Here is a 19,237-nt window from a genome sequence, read left to right on the forward strand (position 1 = left end):
TATGGTACGATGTTTACTCGTTGATGATGAATCTCCAGCAATTGATTTACTAAAAAATCATATAGAAATGCTTGATGATTTAGAAATTGTAACCAGTTGCTATAGTGCTGTAGAAGCTTTTGAAGTGATAAAAAAAGAGAAAATAGATTTATTGTTTTTGGATATTGAAATGCCCGTTTTAAAAGGTTTGGATTTTCTTAAAACACTACAACATCCTCCAAAAGTGATTATTACTACAGCGTACAGAGAATATGCAATAGATGGATACGATTTGGATATTATAGACTATTTATTAAAACCTATATCTTTTGATAGGTTTGTAAAAGCTGTTGATCGCTATTATGAGAGAATTCAAGCTACTCTTTCACCTTTAGTAGAACAGAAACCAAATGATACATTTTTCTATGTAAACGTGAATAAAAAACACATTAAGATCATTTTTGATGAAGTTTTATATATTGAAAGCTTGAAAGACTATGTAAAAATCCATACTATCCATCAAAAATTAGTAGTTAAAAGTAATATTGGTAAAATAGAAACTCAACTTCCTTCAACTCTATTTTTACGTACTCACCGTTCTTATATTGTTGCAATTAATAAAATCACTGCCTATACCCAAAAAGATATAGAAATAGGTAAAATAGAAATCCCAATCGGATCTAGTTATTCCAGCAAAGTTTTTACATCATTATCACATACTTAGATATAACTATACTTATACACTTTTGTAGCTTTTATCATTGGTTAATCTAACATCATCTACTTTTTAAGAATAGTATTCATATCAAATATAATTTTACCATAAATTAATTTAAAAATGTAGATATGAATATGTTTAAACATCTAAGCATTCTTTTAATTGTATTAAGTCTTTCTTCGTGCCAATCTCAGAAAACAGAACGTGAAATTGAGAATGAATTTGTTCAAAAGTACGCTCCTTCTAATTTAAACACGCATGGATTTACCTTAGCAGTAGATTCAAAAATACCAGAAGTACATCAACTTTTTAATGATTTGTCGGAGAACTTCTATTTTTACGGAGATAAAGAAGAGTTTGAAGAGAAAGCGGCAAAGATTATGAAATTAGACCCCAATTATCCCAGTGGTTTCTTAATGGGAGGGTTTTATGAACATGATCCAGAAAAATATAAAGAAAAAGTAACTAAAGCATTTGAACTTTCTAAAACAACAACATTAAAATCAGAGCGAGATATTATGCAGGCAGAGTATTATCTATTGGTAAAGGAAGACTATTCTAAAGCTCAAGAATACTTTCAAAAAGTAGTGGATATGTATCCAGACAGCGCTGCAGCCATTTGGTCTTTAGGTATGGCATATTACTATAATAATGAGTATGACAAAGCTTTAAAATGCTATAAAAAGAGTACAGAATTGATTCCTAATTTACCTAAGGGATATGAATTTATGTCTGTAATGTATCTGATGAAAGGTGAGAACGAAAAAGCAATGGAGTATCTGGAGCTCGCAAAGAATTATGGAGCTAACGCTAAAAATGATATTTACTTTGCTGAATACGAGCATTTGTTATATTATAAAAATGGCCTTTATACTAAAACAATGAAGTCTATCGAAAAGGCATATACCTATGGAAAACATCATAAAAACAGTGAAAGCCTAAAAAAAACGTATGAAGCTGCTAAAACGAAATTTGATTCCATACAATCATCAAAATTGTAAAGTGTCATAGTTTTTAATACATAACAACTAAAAAATGATCATTTATGATAACCTTTGGACTTCGGTTTCAGAGGTTATTTGTTTGCTTATTTTAACACTACCATTTTAAAAATCAAACTCGGTCTTTTCTATACTTTGATGGTGTTATACCTTCAAATTTCTTAAATGCACCATTAAAAGAAGAAAGACTACTAAAACCTGTATCAAATGCAATTGATGAAATGGTATATTTATCACTTTCTGTATCTGAAAGCATTCTCTTAGCGTCTTGAATTCGATAATAATTAATAAAATCGTTGAAGTTTCGTTTGGCATATTGATTAATAACCGAGGATGTTAGTTGTGTGGTTTTTCCTATCATGATACTCAGTTTTGCAAGAGATACATCTGGTTCGAGATACAATTTGGTATCCATAACCAATTTTGAAATCTCATCAAATAAAAGGTTATTATTGGTTGTCTTAAACACATTGCCATCCAGATCTGTAGCTTTAAGTTGGAATGCTTTATAGCTTAAAAAATAGATAATTACAGAATATAATATTGGACCTACAACATAAGGTACTGTTTCATCTAATATGTTTAAAACATAAGATCCCCAGATGACCACAAAACCAATAATTAAGAGATGTAACCAATTTAATATTGCGCTACGAGATTTTGTTTGTTGCTCTTGTCGATAGTCCTTCTTTGCTCGTTTTAAAAGCCTCCAGGACAAAGCGATATAAAAAGCAAAATGTAGGTATATAAAAATAAGACCGCTCGAAAAAACGATAATAACCAGCTTGCTATTTTCGTACCATTCTTTAGTCACAAAAAGACTGGAGATAAAAATCAAAGCAAATGGAACGAATTCCAAAAGATAATATTTGGGTAATTTGAAATTAGGGCGTGTCATCCCAAAAACATACCACCTTAAAAGTGGCCCAATTAGTAAAAGAAATGCTAATCCAACAAAAATAAATATAGGCTCCAGACCATCACCAAAATTTAACATGATCGATTTACCTATTCTAAATGCCATACATACAAGAATCAACCCCAGTAAAAGATTGCTTAATGTTTTTTTCTTTTTGAAAACACTTAAATAGAAGGCAAATAATACCCCATGCAAAAGCCCAGCACTGCTAATAATTACAAGTAATATATCTAAAAAACTCAATGGAATTATTTTTTCCAAATGTAGGGATATTTAGAATTCAAAGAAAGTACAAACCTAGTATTAAGTTTGTACTTTCAATATGACATAAATACTGCTCACTCTGTAAACCTCTATATATTCTTAGATTGACTTTTTGCATATGATGTTAAACTAATAAGATTAAAAAACCGTCCAATACTACCCTTCATGATTGCAACGACACTATGTACAGCAATAAGTTGCCTGGCCAGAGGTTTATTTTCGACAGTCGATATTTGCTTAATTAATTCTTTGGCTTTCTGAGTACCTCCTTCTTCATATGCAATTAAGACCTTCATCGCATTTTCTTCGGCTGTTATTTCTCTATGCTTTGGTGTATATCCCAATGCCGAAATCATAGTTTCTGCTAATATCCATGTAGACCAAGGGTTTTGACCTGTTACCAAGTTTTTATCATAACTAATATGCTCTAAATACGTGGCTCCCTCATTAAAACGCGCACCCTGAGCTACTAGTTTATCCTGTAAAAGGAAAGGAAATATTTCTTCGGCATCTGGAATAAGTAGTAATTCCTCATTATTAGTAAAACTACTCACTTTTTTGTTTTCTAGCAACGGGCGGCCAGTGTCGAGAGTTACATTTACTAAAGCCGCTGGCCCATGACATACTGCGCCAACCACCTTATTTGATTGATATAAATTACGTACAATATTTTGAATAGCCTTATTTTTAGGAAAATCAAACATTGCCCCTTTTCCTCCTGCAAAAAATACAGCTTCATATACATCTGGGTTAATACTTTTTACCGGAATGGTATGTTTTACTTTATGTTGAGCAATGCTATCGTTTAAAAATGCAAAATCATATTTTCCCATATCATCATCATCAATCACAACTGGTGGTTCTCCTCCCAACGGACTGGCAATATCAACTTCAAAACCATTAGCTTGAAAAACGTAATAAGCACGTGATAATTCAGTTAACTCATAACCCGTACTTTTATCAGTGTTTCCCATAGTAGCTGTACTTGTCACTATAGCCAAGATTTTTCCTCGTAAAGGCTGGATGTCTTCAGATAAATATGGTAAATCAAATGTTTGTGTAGTAGACAAATCAGTACCCATTTCTTCTATAGGTAATAAACTCATGAACCACCAACCGAAAACTAGAAGGAAGACGATTATACTGCTAAAGACAATTAGAATCCATTTAAGAATTGGATATTTTTTAAACATAACATGATTTTTAGAATTACAGTACGAAGTACTACCAAAATCATCACAAAAACTGTCGGAATGATAATTCTGTCAGACTAAATTATGTTTTGAATACCTTAGGTAGTATTCAGATAAACAAAAAAGAGACCATCTATAAAGATGATCTCTTTGAATATTCTAAAATAAATTCGATTAGAATTTTAATGTCATAATTAAAGAAATGTTAGCATATATAATGACCACTCCAAGGTATATAACAACATACCTTAACACCGTCTACATATATGAATGAGCCATCTCCGCCACATGGACGACTTGGGCCTGCGCCTCCGTCAATATTTTTTTGCTCATTTTTAGATAACTCTTTAGATCCTGTTACATTTAAAAGTGCTTTTTTCATAATTCAGAATTTTAGGTTTTAAGAATATTTTTTAAATAGAATTCAACTCTAAATTTAATGTTTTCTAATACGGTAATCAATGACATTAATTAAACTTTAAGAATCATTTTATCAATATTCTGGTGCTCTCTATCCTTTTGATAAGCTCCCGAAGTACTCGGGATAAAGTTTAAGTTATTCCAAAGCATATTTAATTTATTTTCTAGTTTCAACTTTGTGTTTTTGCCAAATTCCAGACTTAGCTGTATTAGAAATATACTCTGAAAAATCAATCGGTTTTCTTTTTAATACTTTTTCAATATCATTTGTGATTTCAGAATTATTAGGGCTTCCTAGAACTTCAGAGAATAAATATTCCACCAACCAGATAAAATCAGCTGGTACTCCCTGTTGTTTCAGCATCTTAATATAACTAGGTAAAGTAATTGGTGTAAATAAAATATTTCTTCCGGTAACTTCAGAAATCTCTTGGATTACGTCTTTAAACGTAAGTTGTCTTGGTCCTGTTAATTGATAAATTTCTCCATTATGTTCTTCATTTAATAACGCAGCAACAGCCACATCTGCAATATCGTCTGTATCAACATAAGGTACTTTTGCTTCTGCTTGTGGTAAAGCAACAAATCCATCAAGAATAGGCTCTAAGAAAAAACTTTCACTAAAATTTTGATTAAACCAAGTTGCTCTAACGATAGTATAATCTAATCCTGAGTGTATCACTACTTGTTCGCAAAGTTCGGCCTCTCTCTCTCCTTTTCCTGATAGTAATACCAATTTTTTAACTCCACATTTTTTCGCTTGTTTTGTTAGTTCTTCAATAGCTTCTAATGCACCTGGAACCGCTAAGTCTGGTTGAAATGTAATGTATACTTTATCCATTCCTTGCATACACTCTGACCATGTTTCAGAATTACCCCAATCAAATGAAGGAGATCCTGTTCGTGAGCCGATTCTAACGTAATGCCCTGTTTCGGTTAATTTATGCGCTACTTTGCGGCCCGTTTTTCCAGTTCCGCCGATGACTAAAATGTTATTTCTATTTTCCATATTTATATTTATTAATTATCATTTTTAGATCATACCTCAATATTTTTATATTCTAGATATTACTTTTAGATGATTGAATAAGGCTAAGAATCAACAATAGAAATGAAATAATAGACGCAAGTGTTCTTATTAAATGAAAACGATTCCATTTTACTTCAAACTTTTCTCGTAAGTGTTTTAATTCTTCTATACTACTAGAAGCTAAATCGGTCTTGTCTAACATTTCATTTAAGGGTACATTACCAAAAATGGTAATAAATACTACTCCAAAAAAGTAACATACTGTGACCATTATTAACAACCATGTAAGCGTATTTGAAACATTTTTGAATAAATACAAGTTCAATAGGTTTAATAAAAAAGGGCTAAAAAATACTACAAAAAACAGAGGATTTAATATTGTTCTATTCATTTCCTTAAAAGATTGTAAAAAACCAATATCGTTGAGTTTCCCTATTCCCGGAGCGATAGTATTTGACCATATAAAACAAAGACCGGCAGACATTCCGGTAAATAAAATGGTTAAAATTAGAGTTGCAGATTTTAATGATAATTCCATCCTTATTTCCTTTTACTTGATACGACAAAGGTGGCGTAGAACGGGAAATACTATTTGTTTTAAAAGGATAATAATTTGTTCGAAAAGTTGCTATTTAATCTGACTTGGGCGATATCCAAACTTTTTTTCGAAGGCATTTGAGAAAGAACTTAGACTATTATAGCCAACATGCCAAGCTGCTTCTTGTACTGTGGCTTCTTGATTTCTAATTATTTTGTGCGCTAAAGTAAGGCGCTCGTTTTGAAGGTATTTAAATACTGGAACACCAAAAAATGCTTTAAATTCTTTTTTCAATTTAGAAGTATTCAATCCAATTTGCTTAGAAATCTCATTAAGTGAAGGTGGATCATCTATATTTTGTAGTAAAATTTCCTTAGCTTGATTAAGTTTTTCTCGTTCGGGAGTCTTTATATTTTCATTTTTCAAAGACGCCAATTGGCCAAAAAAATGAGAAAGTAATGTTGTTATTTGGCTACGAAAAAACATCATTTTTGTTTTTCCTTCGTATTGAATATTGAATAAAGAATCCACTATAGATTGCATTTCTGGAGTCATTATAAAACTTGATCCTTCTACATAATGATCTGAAGGGTTAACGAGCTGATCGAGAATTTCACCAAATAGTTCTCCTTCTTGATTTGGTAGATTATTTATAGTTTTAAGGGATGTTGCTATTACTAAACATTCTAAGGGTTTTGTAGCAGAAACAGAATGTATAAATTCCACCTTTTCGTCTGCATAAAATGAAAGTGTCAATCCTTTTGTATAGCTAAACTCTTTTTGATTTTCACCATATTTCACCTTTAAATCAACATCTCCAGAACCATAAAAAGCAACCCCAATTATTGGCTCATCAAAGAAGCACGAATCTATTGTTGGTTCATTAACTTTGGCTTCTTCAACCAGAATTGTAAAGTCATTTATGTCTATAATATCCCTTGTCATATAATGTATAACAAAGTTACAAAATTTTGAGTTTGGTACTGTTTTCTAATAAAATTCTGCTTTTCTAATAGATATTTACGACACATTCTTTTAATAAGTGCATGAACTATGTCATTTTGGATATTAAATACTAAATCATATGGGAGACAACATATCACAATTTAAAGAGCCTATCACAAAAGTGATAGGCTCTTTACTGGTAGAATTGGCTAATTCATTAACATATATTGAAAGTTAATATGGTACACTGCTGTAATACAAATTACACTCATTACCACATAAGATTTTTATTTTGCAAGTAATTCCCTTTTAAATCCGTTATTAAATTTGACATTCGTGGTGGTTTGTTCGTAGAGTACTTTACCTTTAATATTACCGCCCCAATCTGCTGGAATTACTTTTCGTTTTGCCATAAAAGTATATCCATTAACGGTTTCATACTCTATCTCCATTAGAGATATCCCCAATCCACTTCCTTTAACTGTAAACAAAAACCTATCTACAAGAAAAGTAGTTGGATTAATGTATAGGATAAAATCATCCTGAACTTCACCGACTCCTTTTTCAAAACCAATTTTTACTATGTTATAATCAATCTTATTATAAGTTCTATTCGGAAGTTGTTTATATATAATACCTGCATCTAATAGCTTGGGCATCATGGTAAACCAATAATAGTTCGCTTTACGCAAAAAATTAGAACTTAGCAATGCTCGTTTATCTGTCATCTTAGCATTTTCTATAGCTATCCACGAATTACCAGTACTTTCGTAATATTGAGTAACCGTTCCTTCCTTCTTAGGAAGTACAAATACGTTATGTGTCTTATATTGTCCCCACGACACTTCTCCATCAAAAATGTAACGCTCTATAGAAATATCGCTTTTTTTAGCCCCGGGATTATAAAAATCATAAGTAAACTCAACGTCTTTCAGTTTTTTAAGTAATTCATAACTTCCTGTTTTGGAAACCATTTTTTCTATTAAAACTTTTGCAGAATCACTATTTGATAGCTTCCCATTTTGAGCAAGGGTTATGTTAACTAGTATGCAGGCTATACATGCCATGTGTATTTTCAATTTCATAATCTTGTAGTTTTTATAAGAATTTATCGGTTTTTTCGTTTTTGTCACGATTTTTTCGTTTTAGTCTTTTGTTTTTTCCTCCACCAAAACGGTATGAAAGTCCAAAATAAACAGATTGACTATCTCGTTTAAATTCACCTTCCTGAATTATAGTTCTATACGCTTCAAAAGCAAATCGTTGTGTTCTAAAAATGTCATTAAAATTAACACTAAAGGTTCCTTTTCCTTTAGCAAAATTGTAACGTGCACCAGCATTTACAAAAATATTTTCCTTTAATTCATATTGTAATATTTTTTGTGGGCCACTATAAAAAGTAAAAATCTGAAATGTTAAGTTTTTAGAAGCTTTAAAACTATTATTAATCTTTGCATTTAATAAAGTATTATTGACCTTTACATTTTCCCCACCAATAATTCCTTTTTGTGTTCTAGAATATACATCAAAGCTTGCATTAAAATTCCACCATTTTGTTGGTTTGTAACTTGTCGACAATTCAACTCCATAAGCGTCATTACTGTCAAAATTATCGTAATCAAGAACTAATAGTGTTGGATTGTTTTGATCAAAATAACCTATTCTATTAATCTCGTCCTCAATTCTTCTATAAAAACCGCCAAACGTTATATTTCCTTTGTTTATTTTTCTATTATAATTAAGTTCAATAGAATTGGTAAACTGTGGAGTTAAGCTTGGATTACCAACAATAACAATTTGAGGGGTGCTAATCTGTCGAATAGGGTTAATCTGGTTTAGTGAAGGTCTATCTATTCGCCTGCTAAAACTTAATTGATACGAGTTTTTTTGTTCTTCATCGGGTGTGTATTTTAAAAATCCAGAAGGGAATACATTAAAAAGATGGTCTTCAAAATTGTCCTGAGGCTCCCCTATTTCATTAAATTGAGTAGTTACATTATAATCTTCTAATCGAACTCCGATATTATATTGCCATTTACTAAAATTCTGACCAAAAGTTGTATAAAATGAATAGATATCTCTATCATAAGAAAAGTTCGAATTCATAAAATCAATACGACTTGTTTGATACGAGTTATCTGTACGTCGTAAACGTGTTTCTACTCCAATTTCTAAGGTTGATTTATCGGTTAATGGATTAACATAATCCAGGTTTATTGTAGTATTTTTTCGCTTATCATCTACAACTTCATCATAATTGTTTACAGGTGTATTTCCTGTAAATTTAAAATCATTGGCAATATCACTTTCTAGCGTATTATAGTCTAATTCGAGTTCAATTGTATGCCCATCTTTTACAAATGAATGTAGAAAATCAATATTATAAGTAGAATTTATATTATCCCTTGTTATAGCATCAAATTGTGCAAAGTTTGAAGGGGTATCATTAAAAAAAGTAAGTGTTTTTTTACCTTCAATATCTGCATTAAACAAATTTTGATTGGTATACACAGAAAATGTGTTTCTCTCATTGATATAATAATCGACACCTACTTTAAATAGATGTGATGTACGGCCATTATAATTTTTGGTTAATTGATTCGTTTGCTCTACAGTTCTAGTGACCGTACCGTCTGTTACTTGCTCACCAAAACGATTGCCATAACTACCGTAAAAATTAGTTTTTCCTGTTCTATAATTTAGGCTTAATGAATTGTTGAATCGTGCTTTTTCTCCAAAAGTTACTCCAGAGCTTATTGATCCATTAAAACCTAAACGAGTGCTCTTTTTTAAGATGATATTAATAATTCCACTCATACCTTCGGGATTGTATTTTGATGAAGGATTGGTAATCAATTCTATGGTTTTAATTGATGTAGATGGTATTTGCTGTAATAGATCGGTAGCACTAATATTGGTTGGTTTTCCATCTACCAGGATACGAACATTTTCATTTCCGCGAAGCGATATTTCTCCATCCTGATTAACACTTACCGAAGGAATATTACTCATAACATCACTGGCCGAAGCACCGGCAGTAGTTAAATCTTTCCCTACATTGATTACTTTTCTATCAATCTTTTGTTCAATAGTTGAGCGTTCGGTAGTAATTTCGACTCCTTCCAGAGCTACAGCTTCTTCTTCAATCAAAATAGTCCCTAGATTGATTTTGCTTTTTGATTGAGTAAAAGCAATACCTTTTGTAACTGTTTTGTATCCAATAAACTGAACTTCAAAATTATAATCTCCAAAAGGGATTTTATCTACAAAAAAAACTCCCTTATCATTTGTAATCCCACCGGTTGTTATCTTTTCTCCGGATTTTATAATTACATTCACATAAGGTATAGGTTCTTGTGTGTTTTGGTCTAATATTTCTCCTGTAACCGTGCCCGATTGCCCAAAAACACCAATCGAAACAAGGAAAAGGTATATAAATAAATGTTTTCTTTTAATATCCTCCAAAAGAATAGATAAGATTGTTTTCATAAAGTTCATTCTCAAAAAAATTATTGTTTGAGTGCCAAATTATAAGAAGAGTAAACTCGTATAAAAAAAAACAGACAGAAGAGGTGTAAGTGTTGTTATAGATTTGGTTACTGCCCATATATGATTTTGTCTTCAGGAAATAGACTTTCGACATCACAAACCCGTAGTTTGGTATCCTATGCAAACTTGGGTTCTTTAAATTTGTACCTTTACAATGAATAGAAATAGAAAACAGCATGTTACAAAAAATCCAAAGCTTTCTGGAGGTTTCAAGATTCAAGTATCTCATATTTGGTCTTTTGATTTTTGTCTTTTCCGCTTCTGCCTCTAGTTGGTATTATTCTACAACTGAAGAATTACTAATCACTTATAGTATAAGGGTCATACTTCAAATTGCTATGTCATATGTGATTATAGAATTTTTAATTCTACATCTTTTAAATAAGGGTAAGGTTTTGATTTTTTGGATATCGATCGTAATAACGTTGCTTACTTTTTACCTTATTTGCACCTTAACATATATACATTATTTTGAACCTACCTTTCCTGCGACTTATGTAAATTATATAAAACGTTTTACTGACACTTCTCTATTGGGCAGATTCACAAACATAGGTGAGTTTATATCAAAATCATTGTATTTACTATATCCAACATTCTTAATTCTGGTATTAAAACTTTATACAGAAAAGCAACGCTTATTAAAATTAAATGAACAGAAAAAAACAACAGAACTTGCTGCTTTAAAAAATCAATTAAATCCTCATTTTTTGTTTAATACATTAAATAATTTACATGCATTAGCCTTAAAAAAGTCTGATGATACAACCAAAGTAATCCAAAAACTATCTAATATTTTGGATTATATCTTATATCGTTGCAATGAAAATTATGTCTCATTAGATAAAGAAATTGATTTAATCGAGAACTATTTATCCTTAGAAAAAATCCGTTATGCCGATAGAGTAAAAATCTCTTTTAGTAAAAATGTAACGGGTCAGGAAAAAATTGCTCCTTTATTATTGCTTACGTTTATCGAAAATGCATTTAAGCATGGCGTTAAAGAAGAAATAAATCAGGCAAGCATTGAAATTAATATCTCTAAAAAGGGAGAACAATTAGTTTTTAATGTTAAAAACAGCAAACCTACAGGTGTTAATACTGCTATGAATAAAGACTCCATAGGTCTTAAAAACATAAAAAAACAACTCGAATTATTGTATCCTAAGGCATATAATCTAATTATTGAAAACAAATCAAATTCATTTTCTGCTAATCTTAAATTAGATATTATATGAGCTATACATGTTTAATTATAGATGATGAACCTTTAGCCAGAGAATTAATTGAAACGTATTTAAATAAACTTCCGGATTTTGAATTGATAGCTTCCTGTTCTAGTGCAATTGAAGCTAGTTCGATATTAAGTACTACAAAAATTGATTTACTTTTCTTAGATATTGAAATGCCAGTGTTAAAAGGCACTGATTTCTTTAAAAACCTTGTATATAAACCTAAAGTAATTTTTACGACTGCATATCGTGATTATGCAGTAGACGGGTTTGAATTAAATGCTGTAGATTATTTATTGAAGCCCATATTTTTTGAACGTTTTTTCTTAGCTATTCAGAAGTTCTTAGAACAGGAAAAAAAGTCTATATCATATGACTCGCCAGAAAATACTACACATAAGAAAACAGATTTTGTTTTTGTAAACAAAGCAAAAAAGCAAATAAAAGTACTTTTTGATGATGTTTTATATATTGAAAGCTTAAAGGATTATATTAAAATTCATTTGGAAAATAAAACCTTGATTATAAAAGAGAGTATCTCTAACTTCGAAAAACGTATTGATTCCCGATTTATTCGTATTCATCGTTCATATATTATAAATCAAGAAAAAATTACTGCTTACACCAAAAACGATGTAGAAATTGATAAAATTGAGATTCCGATAGGGAATAGCTATAAAGATAATATGTCTAGTTTTTCAAATAATTCGTAATCAAAACAAACCATTCTCACGCATAACACTTCCTCTTACTCATTTGATACGTTCAATAAGGTAATCCATCCCTGTAATAAGCTAAAGAACAGCCTCTAATCAATATTCTGAAAACTTATTTTTTTAACTCTTCTAGGACGAAAAATGGGTTTTTATTGAAAGCTTTCCAATCGTCTTTTAGTTCTTTATACAACAAATCAATTTCGGTAAAATCAATTTTTAAATCACTTTCTGATTTTTTGAGCTCCAGGATATACTCCATAAGCTCATAACAAAGTGTAAATTGACCGCAGACGATTAGTGTATCCATTCTATTTTTGGCAATATCCTTCTTATCCCACCATAATGTTGTTGGTGTTTCGGATGCAGTTAACCCAACACTCATTAACAATTTGCTTGGCGCAGGTTTAATATCCTTATTATAATTTGGTTGAGCACCAGAATAAGGTGTCTTTTGACCATTTAGCTTATATACTGTAGTAGTTATGCGTTTGTTTTGAAGTGAATATTTAGAATAAAACAGATCATAATTAAGTCTACGCATTTGCTTTAGGAAGACGTCATTGATCATTTTTACTGCAGATGTTAATCGATTCGTAAGCATCTGTTGTACCAATCCAATATCTAATTTTTTAAAACTCAGGATGTCGTCTACAAGTGGTTCTGGTACATTTTTTTTAAAAAGAGATGCCATCTTACTTTTAAAAAAATTCATGATAACCGAGGCAAATCCACCCAATATAGTTAGAATTAAGCCAATACCAATTAATATACTGCCAATTATATAAATTGCAGGCCAGGCACAATCATCACAATTGTTGAAAATTTTCATTGAATTTAAAACTACCATAATTACCCCTAATAAAAGAAGTATCCAATACAATGGTTTAATCCTGAAATATGCTAAGGCTTTCGCTACAAATTGTTTTATAGAAACTCCTTTTTTCTCAAAACTATTGTCTTGATGCCAAGGTACCATCTTAAAACTTCCAACATCGTTTACAATGATAAGATTGAGTCCATTTTTCATTCTCTCATTAATTCGAATCATACTAGCAATACCTTGATTATCTGCAATGCCACCATCCATGATTCCTACTCCATCAATAAATCTGTCAAGACTTTTCAATGCTTTGTAATCTGTAGAATTATGATCTTTGAAATAATCATCTGGAAATTGTAACGGCTCAAACCCAAGAGGGAAGCAAGAAGATGAAGCAATAATATCTCCCAATTGCACTTTAAATTTAAGTTTTTCTACAGATGAATTCGAAAGTGGTGAGTTACCAAAAACTCCTGTGTTTTGAAATCTATACGTGAGTCCAAATGAAAAATCTGTAGCATTATAACATACTTGTTTTAAATGTTCTGATACTGGGTTCTCAAACATAGAAAAATCTCCCTTAAAAACTTCCATCTCTGCGTAAGTCAATGCAAATGCATTAATCAGGGAACGTGTCTTGTATGGATTGTTTTTCCAGACTGTATCATCTTCCAGTTTCTTAATTGCCGTATCTAATAATTTATCCTTTTTGGGTTCAAAGGCTTGGTAAAATTCTTTAAAAAATTCTATGAAACTGTGTTTCGTATCTTGTGCTGATTTGGCATAAGCTACTGCCAAAAGGGTCCCACCACTAACAGAACTAAGAGCTTCTACATATTCTAACAGAGGCTTTCCTTTATATTTGACTTTATTTAAATACGAGATTATCCCCAAAGAATAGAATGTTGCTCGATAACCTCCACCACTAAAACACAAGCCTATATTTTCAAAAGGAATAAAGGTATTTTCGGTACTACTATTGTCTTCACTCATAATTCCAGAATTTTATCGTATAATTTTAATAAAAAAAATACATTAATAAGAAATCTATATCAACTATTTATTATCAATAAAGTTGATGTGGGGAATTAAAAAATGACGATTATGGTGTTTAAACTTAAGATGAATTTATATAGCTAACAATGCGTAAAAATACTTGTTTTTAAGTCAACATTCTATAAATAGCTTTTTTATTAAATACAATCCTGTATTGCTTCATCTAAAATCGCAATACCTAAATCTATTTCTTCAATACTTATGGTTAATGGTGGAGCAATTCTAAAAACGCTTCCGTAACCTTTCATTCTAACTATATTCATATTTAAGCCTAACTCAAGGCATCTACTACATATTTTCTGACCCAAATCATCGTCTGGTATCTTCGTTTCCCGATCTTTTACAATTTCAACACCTAATAAAAGTCCACTACCTCTTACATCTCCTATACATTCATATTTCTCATGTAGTTGTAGCAATTGCTCTTTTAAGTACTTTCCTTTTTCCAATGCACTTTCGGCTAATTTTTGTTCATCAAGTATATCAAAAGCGGCTAAGCCAAAAGATGCACAAAAAGGATCAGACACATGAGAGGTCACATAAACAAACCCTCTTTTATAGCATTCTTCTTCTATTTCTGCTGTGGTAACCATTGCTGCCAATGGAAGCCCCCCTCCTAGTGTTTTTGATAAGGTCAAGAAATCAGGAATAACATCGTACTGTTCGAAAGCAAAAGTTTTCCCCAGGCGTCCTAATGCTGTCTGAGCTTCGTCAAATATTAACAGTAGCCCACGTTCATCACATAATTCTTTTAACCTTTTAACATAACTGGGTTTTAATTCGATCATACCTGCAGCACTCAATAAAGGTTCGGCTATTAATGCTGCATATTCTCCAACAGATTGCTGATCGGCCATTTTCATACCTACCTCTAAGCAAGTATGATCACAAGTCCCTTTACAATGCGCAATTGGGCAACGATACTCATAAGGTGCCGGTATCATCAAACTACCCGACATAGCAGGTCCATATCCTTTTCTTGTTTTTGAAAAGGTATATGACTGCGCTCCCGCCGTCATACCATGCCAAGAGCCAGAAAATCCAATGATTTCAAAACCACCAGTAGCTAATTTTGCCATTCGTATAGCTACTTCATTCGACTCGGATCCAGTATTCAGAAATATACATTTGGATAGGCTACTGGGCAATTTACCTGTTAACTTTTTGGCAAGATTAATAACCGGAGGAGATAAGATAGAACTTAGTAAATGAATTGCCTTATCTCCTGATTTTTCTAATATTTCAACAAATTTTGGGTGATTATGCCCAAATACAGAACACATTTGACCAGAGGTAAAATCCAGAATTGCATCTCCATCTTTAGTATAGATATAGCTTCCAAAAGCCTTTTCAACAATAAAAGGTGAAAACTCACCGCAGTATCGTATTAGTGCTTCCTGAGCCTCTTCTACTTCTTTAGCATTTAAATCTTGCATAACGTTGTACTTTAGATAGCAAGTTCTATCAATCTTAAATCCTAAAATTGTAAAATTCAATCATTTTTAACCAGATCGGCATATTTTTTTGGAATCATCCCTACATTCATTTTGAAGTATTTATTAAAATGACTTTGATCAAAAAAACCAGTATCATAAGCAATATCGGTAAAACTATCTTTGGTTTTTATGTATTCTTTGGCTTTTTCAATTCGTAGATTTTGTAAATATCGAATAGGTGAAATTCCTATATTAGTTTTAAAAAGCCGTTGAAAATGGCTATCACTTAAACAGGTTAAATCCAATAATTCTTCGACAAGTATTGATCGACTATAATTATTTTCAAAATGTACCAGTGCTTTTTTTAAAATAATTTTTGACTTGGTTGAATTAGAGCTATTACTAATCAAAAAATGTTTAAATATATCCGGGACTTTAGTTTCTTCATTATCCCTGGTATCAAAGTTCTTCTTATTATTAGTCATAATCGATTCGAACCAATTATTAAAATGATTTTTATAAGAATAACAATTCTGTATTATCGTTACCCCCAATCGATTGCTGGAAACATTGTTAAAAGAATATAACTTCGGAACCCTAATGACTTTGTAATGGAAAAAATTTTCTATTAATGTCTGGTGCGCTACATAAGGAGGAATCATCACCAAATCACCCGCCTTTAAGGTGAATATCGCATCTTTACATATAAGATTTGCACTTCCATTTATGATATAAGAAAACGTATAGCGATCCGGATGCAAATGCATTGGAAAAAAGTGTCTTTTATCATAATATATAGTGGCACATTCCATTTTATAGGTAATTTATGATACTAAGGTAATTAAAAAACAGACTCGCTCTTTACATAAAAATAATCATTATAACGATGTTACTGATATTCGCTAAAATGAATTTTCTGTGTTATTTACTTCCTTGAAATTGAAGAATACATAAATTATTTATAGAGAAGGGTGACAATTGTTGCTCTGTTTTTTTTTCAATTTTAGGTAGAAAACCCGCTATAAATTGGGGGTTTTAACTCTTTTTAATTGATTATGAAATCTTTAACTTTAGTAAATTAAATACGAGCTAACGAGACAATCATAATCTTAAGCAACTAAATTATAATTAGATGCAAAACGAGTAGAACCAAGTAGTTTTATCTTAAATCTGTTATTATGAATCCAGCTTCTATCGATGAAGTAATCGAAAAATTAGAATCTATTCTTCAATGGTCTAAAGAACACTCCAGTCGTGTTGGTTATTTCGCTAGTTTATATTTGCGAGTAACCCAAACCATTAAAAGCAAATTAGGTACTGGTTATTTTGATAATGATGAACGACTTGAAAAGTTAGATATTCATTTTGCAGCACGCTATTTCGAAGTAGTTGAACAATTTCAAAACAATGATCCTGCCATGCCCAAAGCGTGGGCGGTTGCTTTTAATGCGATAACAAACAATGAGCTAATTATTGTTCAACATTTGTTATTAGGGATGAATCCACACATCAACATTGATTTGGGCGTTGCTGCTGCAGAAACTTCTCCTGGTGTAGCTATTCATGATTTGCATGATGATTTTCAAAAAGTAAATAATATTCTTGCCTCCATTATCCCAACGGTTCTGAGTGAACTAAGTGAGCTTTCTCCATTATTATACTTATTAGAAGACATTGCAGAAAAAGAAGAAGAAGCAATTATCAATTTCAGCATGAAAGTTGCCCGAGACTTTGCCTGGAAACTTGCTATCGAATTAGCACCGCTTACATTACCCAACCAACAAATCATTATTGAACAAAAAAATACAGGTATAGCTCAGTTAAGTGAGAAAATTATTGATCCTGGTTTTATGGGAGCATCGGTTTTGAAAATTATTAATTCGGTAGAAGTGAAAAATGTCACTCAGATTATTGATACCTTAAATGCAGGAAATGAATTGCTCGAACTAATGGAACAAGGGCAAGATATCATACTAAATCCACAAGCCCTGAAGAAAGCGCCCAACCAGGTATATTATTTTCAAATAGCAAAAGGAGAATGGACAGGTGATTTTAATTTTAAAATAAAAAGTTGGTCTAAAATGTTTGGTGCTTCGATTAGTTTTAAAAATAAAATGTTACTTACTATGATGGGGCTATTTCAAAAAATAATTGGAAATGCTTCTATCAAATCAATTATTACCCCATTACCAAATGAAGGAAAAGCAGGTGTTGCCAAAAATGATTTCCGAATTCATAAAGGTTGGTTTACCCTTTTTGTCTCTAAAGAAGATTACCATTTATCTCCTAATGGTAAGGCAGTAGTTGTAGATGCCCATGTTCGTTTTGGTCCCTTTTCTTTTTTGTTTAAAGAACATGATGTTTATCCTGCGGTAATTTATGATAACGGATTCAAAGCGCTATACCATATTGATTTGTTAGGCACCCAATTTATTGGTAACTATACCGTTCGATCAGATCAAAAGCAAGTACATTCAATTTTAGAGAATGATTGGGCAAAGGCAGAAGAAATTTTGAACATACATTGATAGTTGATACTATTACATAGTAACAATAGAATATACATAATAAAAAAAACCCATCATTAGTGATGGGCTTTCTTTAAACTTGAAAGTATATGTATTAGATAACTTTTACGTTTACCGCGTTTAATCCTTTGTTACCTTCTTGTAGATCAAATTCAACTGCGTCACCTTCACGGATTTCGTCTACTAATCCAGAAATGTGTACAAAATGATCTTTGTTAACACCTTCTTCTGTGATAAATCCAAAACCTTTAGCGTCATTGAAGAATTTTACTGTTCCTTTATTCATTGTAATGTAATTAAATTTATTATATAATTTGTTTTGCAAAGATGGTACCAATAATTTGATAAACAACAAATTAATTCATTAATTTTCAATTATATATCAAATTGACCGTAAAACCTTACTAAATACAAACTGTCATTATCAAAAACATTAAAGTCATTTAATAGAGTTCCATATATCTAAATATATTTTCCAGTTAGCTCCTACTTTTTTCCAGACAATTACATATTTACCTTTCCAGGTAATTTCTTCTCCATCAGCTTTTTTTGTAGTGCCTTGATAAGTACCATAATCATATGCCTCATTACCAATGATTTTAATTTCTATTGGATCTATTCTATGATTAATGATCTTTATTCCCTCAGGAAGCCTCCAATACCCAAGTATACCTTCTGTTCCTTCAATAATTTTTAAATTATTAGGAAATATTTTAGCGTCTTCAGTATATGATTCGCCGATCATTTTATAATCTGAAGTGTTAACATATTTAGAGAAATTTTTACCGTTTTCTATTAGTTGTTTAATCTCTGTCTTTTCTCCGATATAGGTTTGCCCTGAAGATTGATAACAAATAAATACCAGGAGTAAAATTGATAAAAATGATTTCATT

General features: G+C 31.3%; 18 protein-coding genes. 5 read left to right on the plus strand and 13 right to left on the minus strand.

Annotated elements, in window-relative coordinates; translation table 11 throughout:
- Position 1 precedes the first annotated feature (1 nt).
- Both AAFU52_RS22410 and AAFU52_RS22415 read left to right on the plus strand, forming a co-directional pair.
- Entirely contained in the window at positions 2 to 703 is a 702-nt protein-coding gene (locus AAFU52_RS22410) for a LytR/AlgR family response regulator transcription factor (protein ID WP_438423624.1), read from the plus strand.
- Positions 704 to 825: 122 nt separating this feature from the next.
- Positions 826 to 1,698: a tetratricopeptide repeat protein gene (locus AAFU52_RS22415; RefSeq protein WP_438423625.1), complete on the plus strand. Its 873-nt coding sequence runs from the start codon at positions 826 to 828 to the stop codon at positions 1,696 to 1,698.
- 112 nt (positions 1,699 to 1,810) lie between these two features.
- Here the strand turns inward: AAFU52_RS22415 and AAFU52_RS22420 are convergent, their stop codons facing one another.
- From AAFU52_RS22420 to AAFU52_RS22455, 8 genes are all read right to left on the minus strand, one after another.
- Positions 1,811 to 2,878, minus strand: a complete 1,068-nt coding sequence (locus tag AAFU52_RS22420; protein WP_024769362.1) for an AraC family transcriptional regulator — start codon at positions 2,876 to 2,878, stop codon at positions 1,811 to 1,813.
- A gap of 92 nt (positions 2,879 to 2,970) precedes the next feature.
- On the minus strand, positions 2,971 to 4,074 hold the full coding sequence (locus tag AAFU52_RS22425) for a type 1 glutamine amidotransferase domain-containing protein (RefSeq protein WP_438423626.1): 1,104 nt from the start codon (positions 4,072 to 4,074) through the stop codon (positions 2,971 to 2,973).
- Between the two features lie 205 nt (positions 4,075 to 4,279).
- The gene (locus tag AAFU52_RS22430) at positions 4,280 to 4,456 is read right to left on the minus strand and encodes a hypothetical protein (RefSeq protein WP_438423627.1); all 177 of its coding nucleotides are present in this window, start codon (positions 4,454 to 4,456) and stop codon (positions 4,280 to 4,282) included.
- Positions 4,457 to 4,651: 195 nt separating this feature from the next.
- Positions 4,652 to 5,503: an SDR family oxidoreductase gene (locus AAFU52_RS22435; protein ID WP_438423628.1), complete on the minus strand. Its 852-nt coding sequence runs from the start codon at positions 5,501 to 5,503 to the stop codon at positions 4,652 to 4,654.
- Between the two features lie 52 nt (positions 5,504 to 5,555).
- Positions 5,556 to 6,062: an anthrone oxygenase family protein gene (locus AAFU52_RS22440; protein ID WP_024769365.1), complete on the minus strand. Its 507-nt coding sequence runs from the start codon at positions 6,060 to 6,062 to the stop codon at positions 5,556 to 5,558.
- Between the two features lie 90 nt (positions 6,063 to 6,152).
- Positions 6,153 to 7,007 (minus strand): helix-turn-helix transcriptional regulator, encoded by an 855-nt coding sequence (locus AAFU52_RS22445; RefSeq protein WP_438423629.1) that lies wholly within the window; start codon positions 7,005 to 7,007, stop codon positions 6,153 to 6,155.
- Positions 7,008 to 7,294: 287 nt separating this feature from the next.
- Positions 7,295 to 8,092 carry a DUF6503 family protein gene (locus tag AAFU52_RS22450; RefSeq protein ID WP_438423630.1) on the minus strand — a complete coding sequence of 266 codons (798 nt, stop codon included), beginning with the start codon at positions 8,090 to 8,092 and terminating at the stop codon, positions 7,295 to 7,297.
- A gap of 13 nt (positions 8,093 to 8,105) precedes the next feature.
- The gene (locus AAFU52_RS22455; RefSeq protein WP_438423631.1) at positions 8,106 to 10,496 is read right to left on the minus strand and encodes a TonB-dependent receptor domain-containing protein; all 2,391 of its coding nucleotides are present in this window, start codon (positions 10,494 to 10,496) and stop codon (positions 8,106 to 8,108) included.
- A gap of 236 nt (positions 10,497 to 10,732) precedes the next feature.
- On the opposite strand from AAFU52_RS22455, the gene AAFU52_RS22460 reads away from it, so the two are divergent.
- Both AAFU52_RS22460 and AAFU52_RS22465 read left to right on the plus strand, forming a co-directional pair.
- Positions 10,733 to 11,794, plus strand: a complete 1,062-nt coding sequence (locus AAFU52_RS22460; RefSeq protein WP_024769369.1) for a sensor histidine kinase — start codon at positions 10,733 to 10,735, stop codon at positions 11,792 to 11,794.
- Positions 11,791 to 12,501: a LytR/AlgR family response regulator transcription factor gene (locus tag AAFU52_RS22465; RefSeq protein ID WP_024769370.1), complete on the plus strand. Its 711-nt coding sequence runs from the start codon at positions 11,791 to 11,793 to the stop codon at positions 12,499 to 12,501. Before AAFU52_RS22460 ends, AAFU52_RS22465 begins: the two co-directional genes overlap by 4 nt.
- 115 nt (positions 12,502 to 12,616) lie before the next feature.
- On the opposite strand, the gene AAFU52_RS22470 is transcribed toward AAFU52_RS22465, so the two are convergent.
- The 3 genes from AAFU52_RS22470 to AAFU52_RS22480 form a co-directional block, all read right to left on the minus strand.
- Positions 12,617 to 14,317 carry a patatin-like phospholipase family protein gene (locus AAFU52_RS22470; protein ID WP_438423632.1) on the minus strand — a complete coding sequence of 567 codons (1,701 nt, stop codon included), beginning with the start codon at positions 14,315 to 14,317 and terminating at the stop codon, positions 12,617 to 12,619.
- 200 nt (positions 14,318 to 14,517) lie between these two features.
- Complete coding sequence (locus tag AAFU52_RS22475) at positions 14,518 to 15,816, minus strand: aspartate aminotransferase family protein (RefSeq protein ID WP_024769372.1); 1,299 nt, start codon at positions 15,814 to 15,816, stop codon at positions 14,518 to 14,520.
- Between the two features lie 56 nt (positions 15,817 to 15,872).
- Entirely contained in the window at positions 15,873 to 16,628 is a 756-nt protein-coding gene (locus AAFU52_RS22480; protein ID WP_438423633.1) for a helix-turn-helix domain-containing protein, read from the minus strand.
- A gap of 366 nt (positions 16,629 to 16,994) precedes the next feature.
- Between AAFU52_RS22480 and AAFU52_RS22485 the strand changes: the two genes are divergently transcribed.
- Positions 16,995 to 18,344: a DUF5995 family protein gene (locus tag AAFU52_RS22485; RefSeq protein WP_438423634.1), complete on the plus strand. Its 1,350-nt coding sequence runs from the start codon at positions 16,995 to 16,997 to the stop codon at positions 18,342 to 18,344.
- Between the two features lie 94 nt (positions 18,345 to 18,438).
- On the opposite strand, the gene AAFU52_RS22490 is transcribed toward AAFU52_RS22485, so the two are convergent.
- Positions 18,439 to 18,630 carry a cold-shock protein gene (locus AAFU52_RS22490; RefSeq protein WP_024769375.1) on the minus strand — a complete coding sequence of 64 codons (192 nt, stop codon included), beginning with the start codon at positions 18,628 to 18,630 and terminating at the stop codon, positions 18,439 to 18,441.
- A 153-nt stretch (positions 18,631 to 18,783) separates the two neighbouring features.
- Positions 18,784 to 19,236, minus strand: coding sequence for a YybH family protein (locus AAFU52_RS22495; protein ID WP_438423635.1), 453 nt, complete (start codon positions 19,234 to 19,236; stop codon positions 18,784 to 18,786).
- Between the last annotated feature and the right edge of the window lies 1 nt (position 19,237).

The sequence above is a fragment of the Aquimarina macrocephali genome, from assembly GCF_051627225.1.
Taxonomy (GTDB): Bacteria; Bacteroidota; Bacteroidia; order Flavobacteriales; family Flavobacteriaceae; genus Aquimarina; species Aquimarina macrocephali.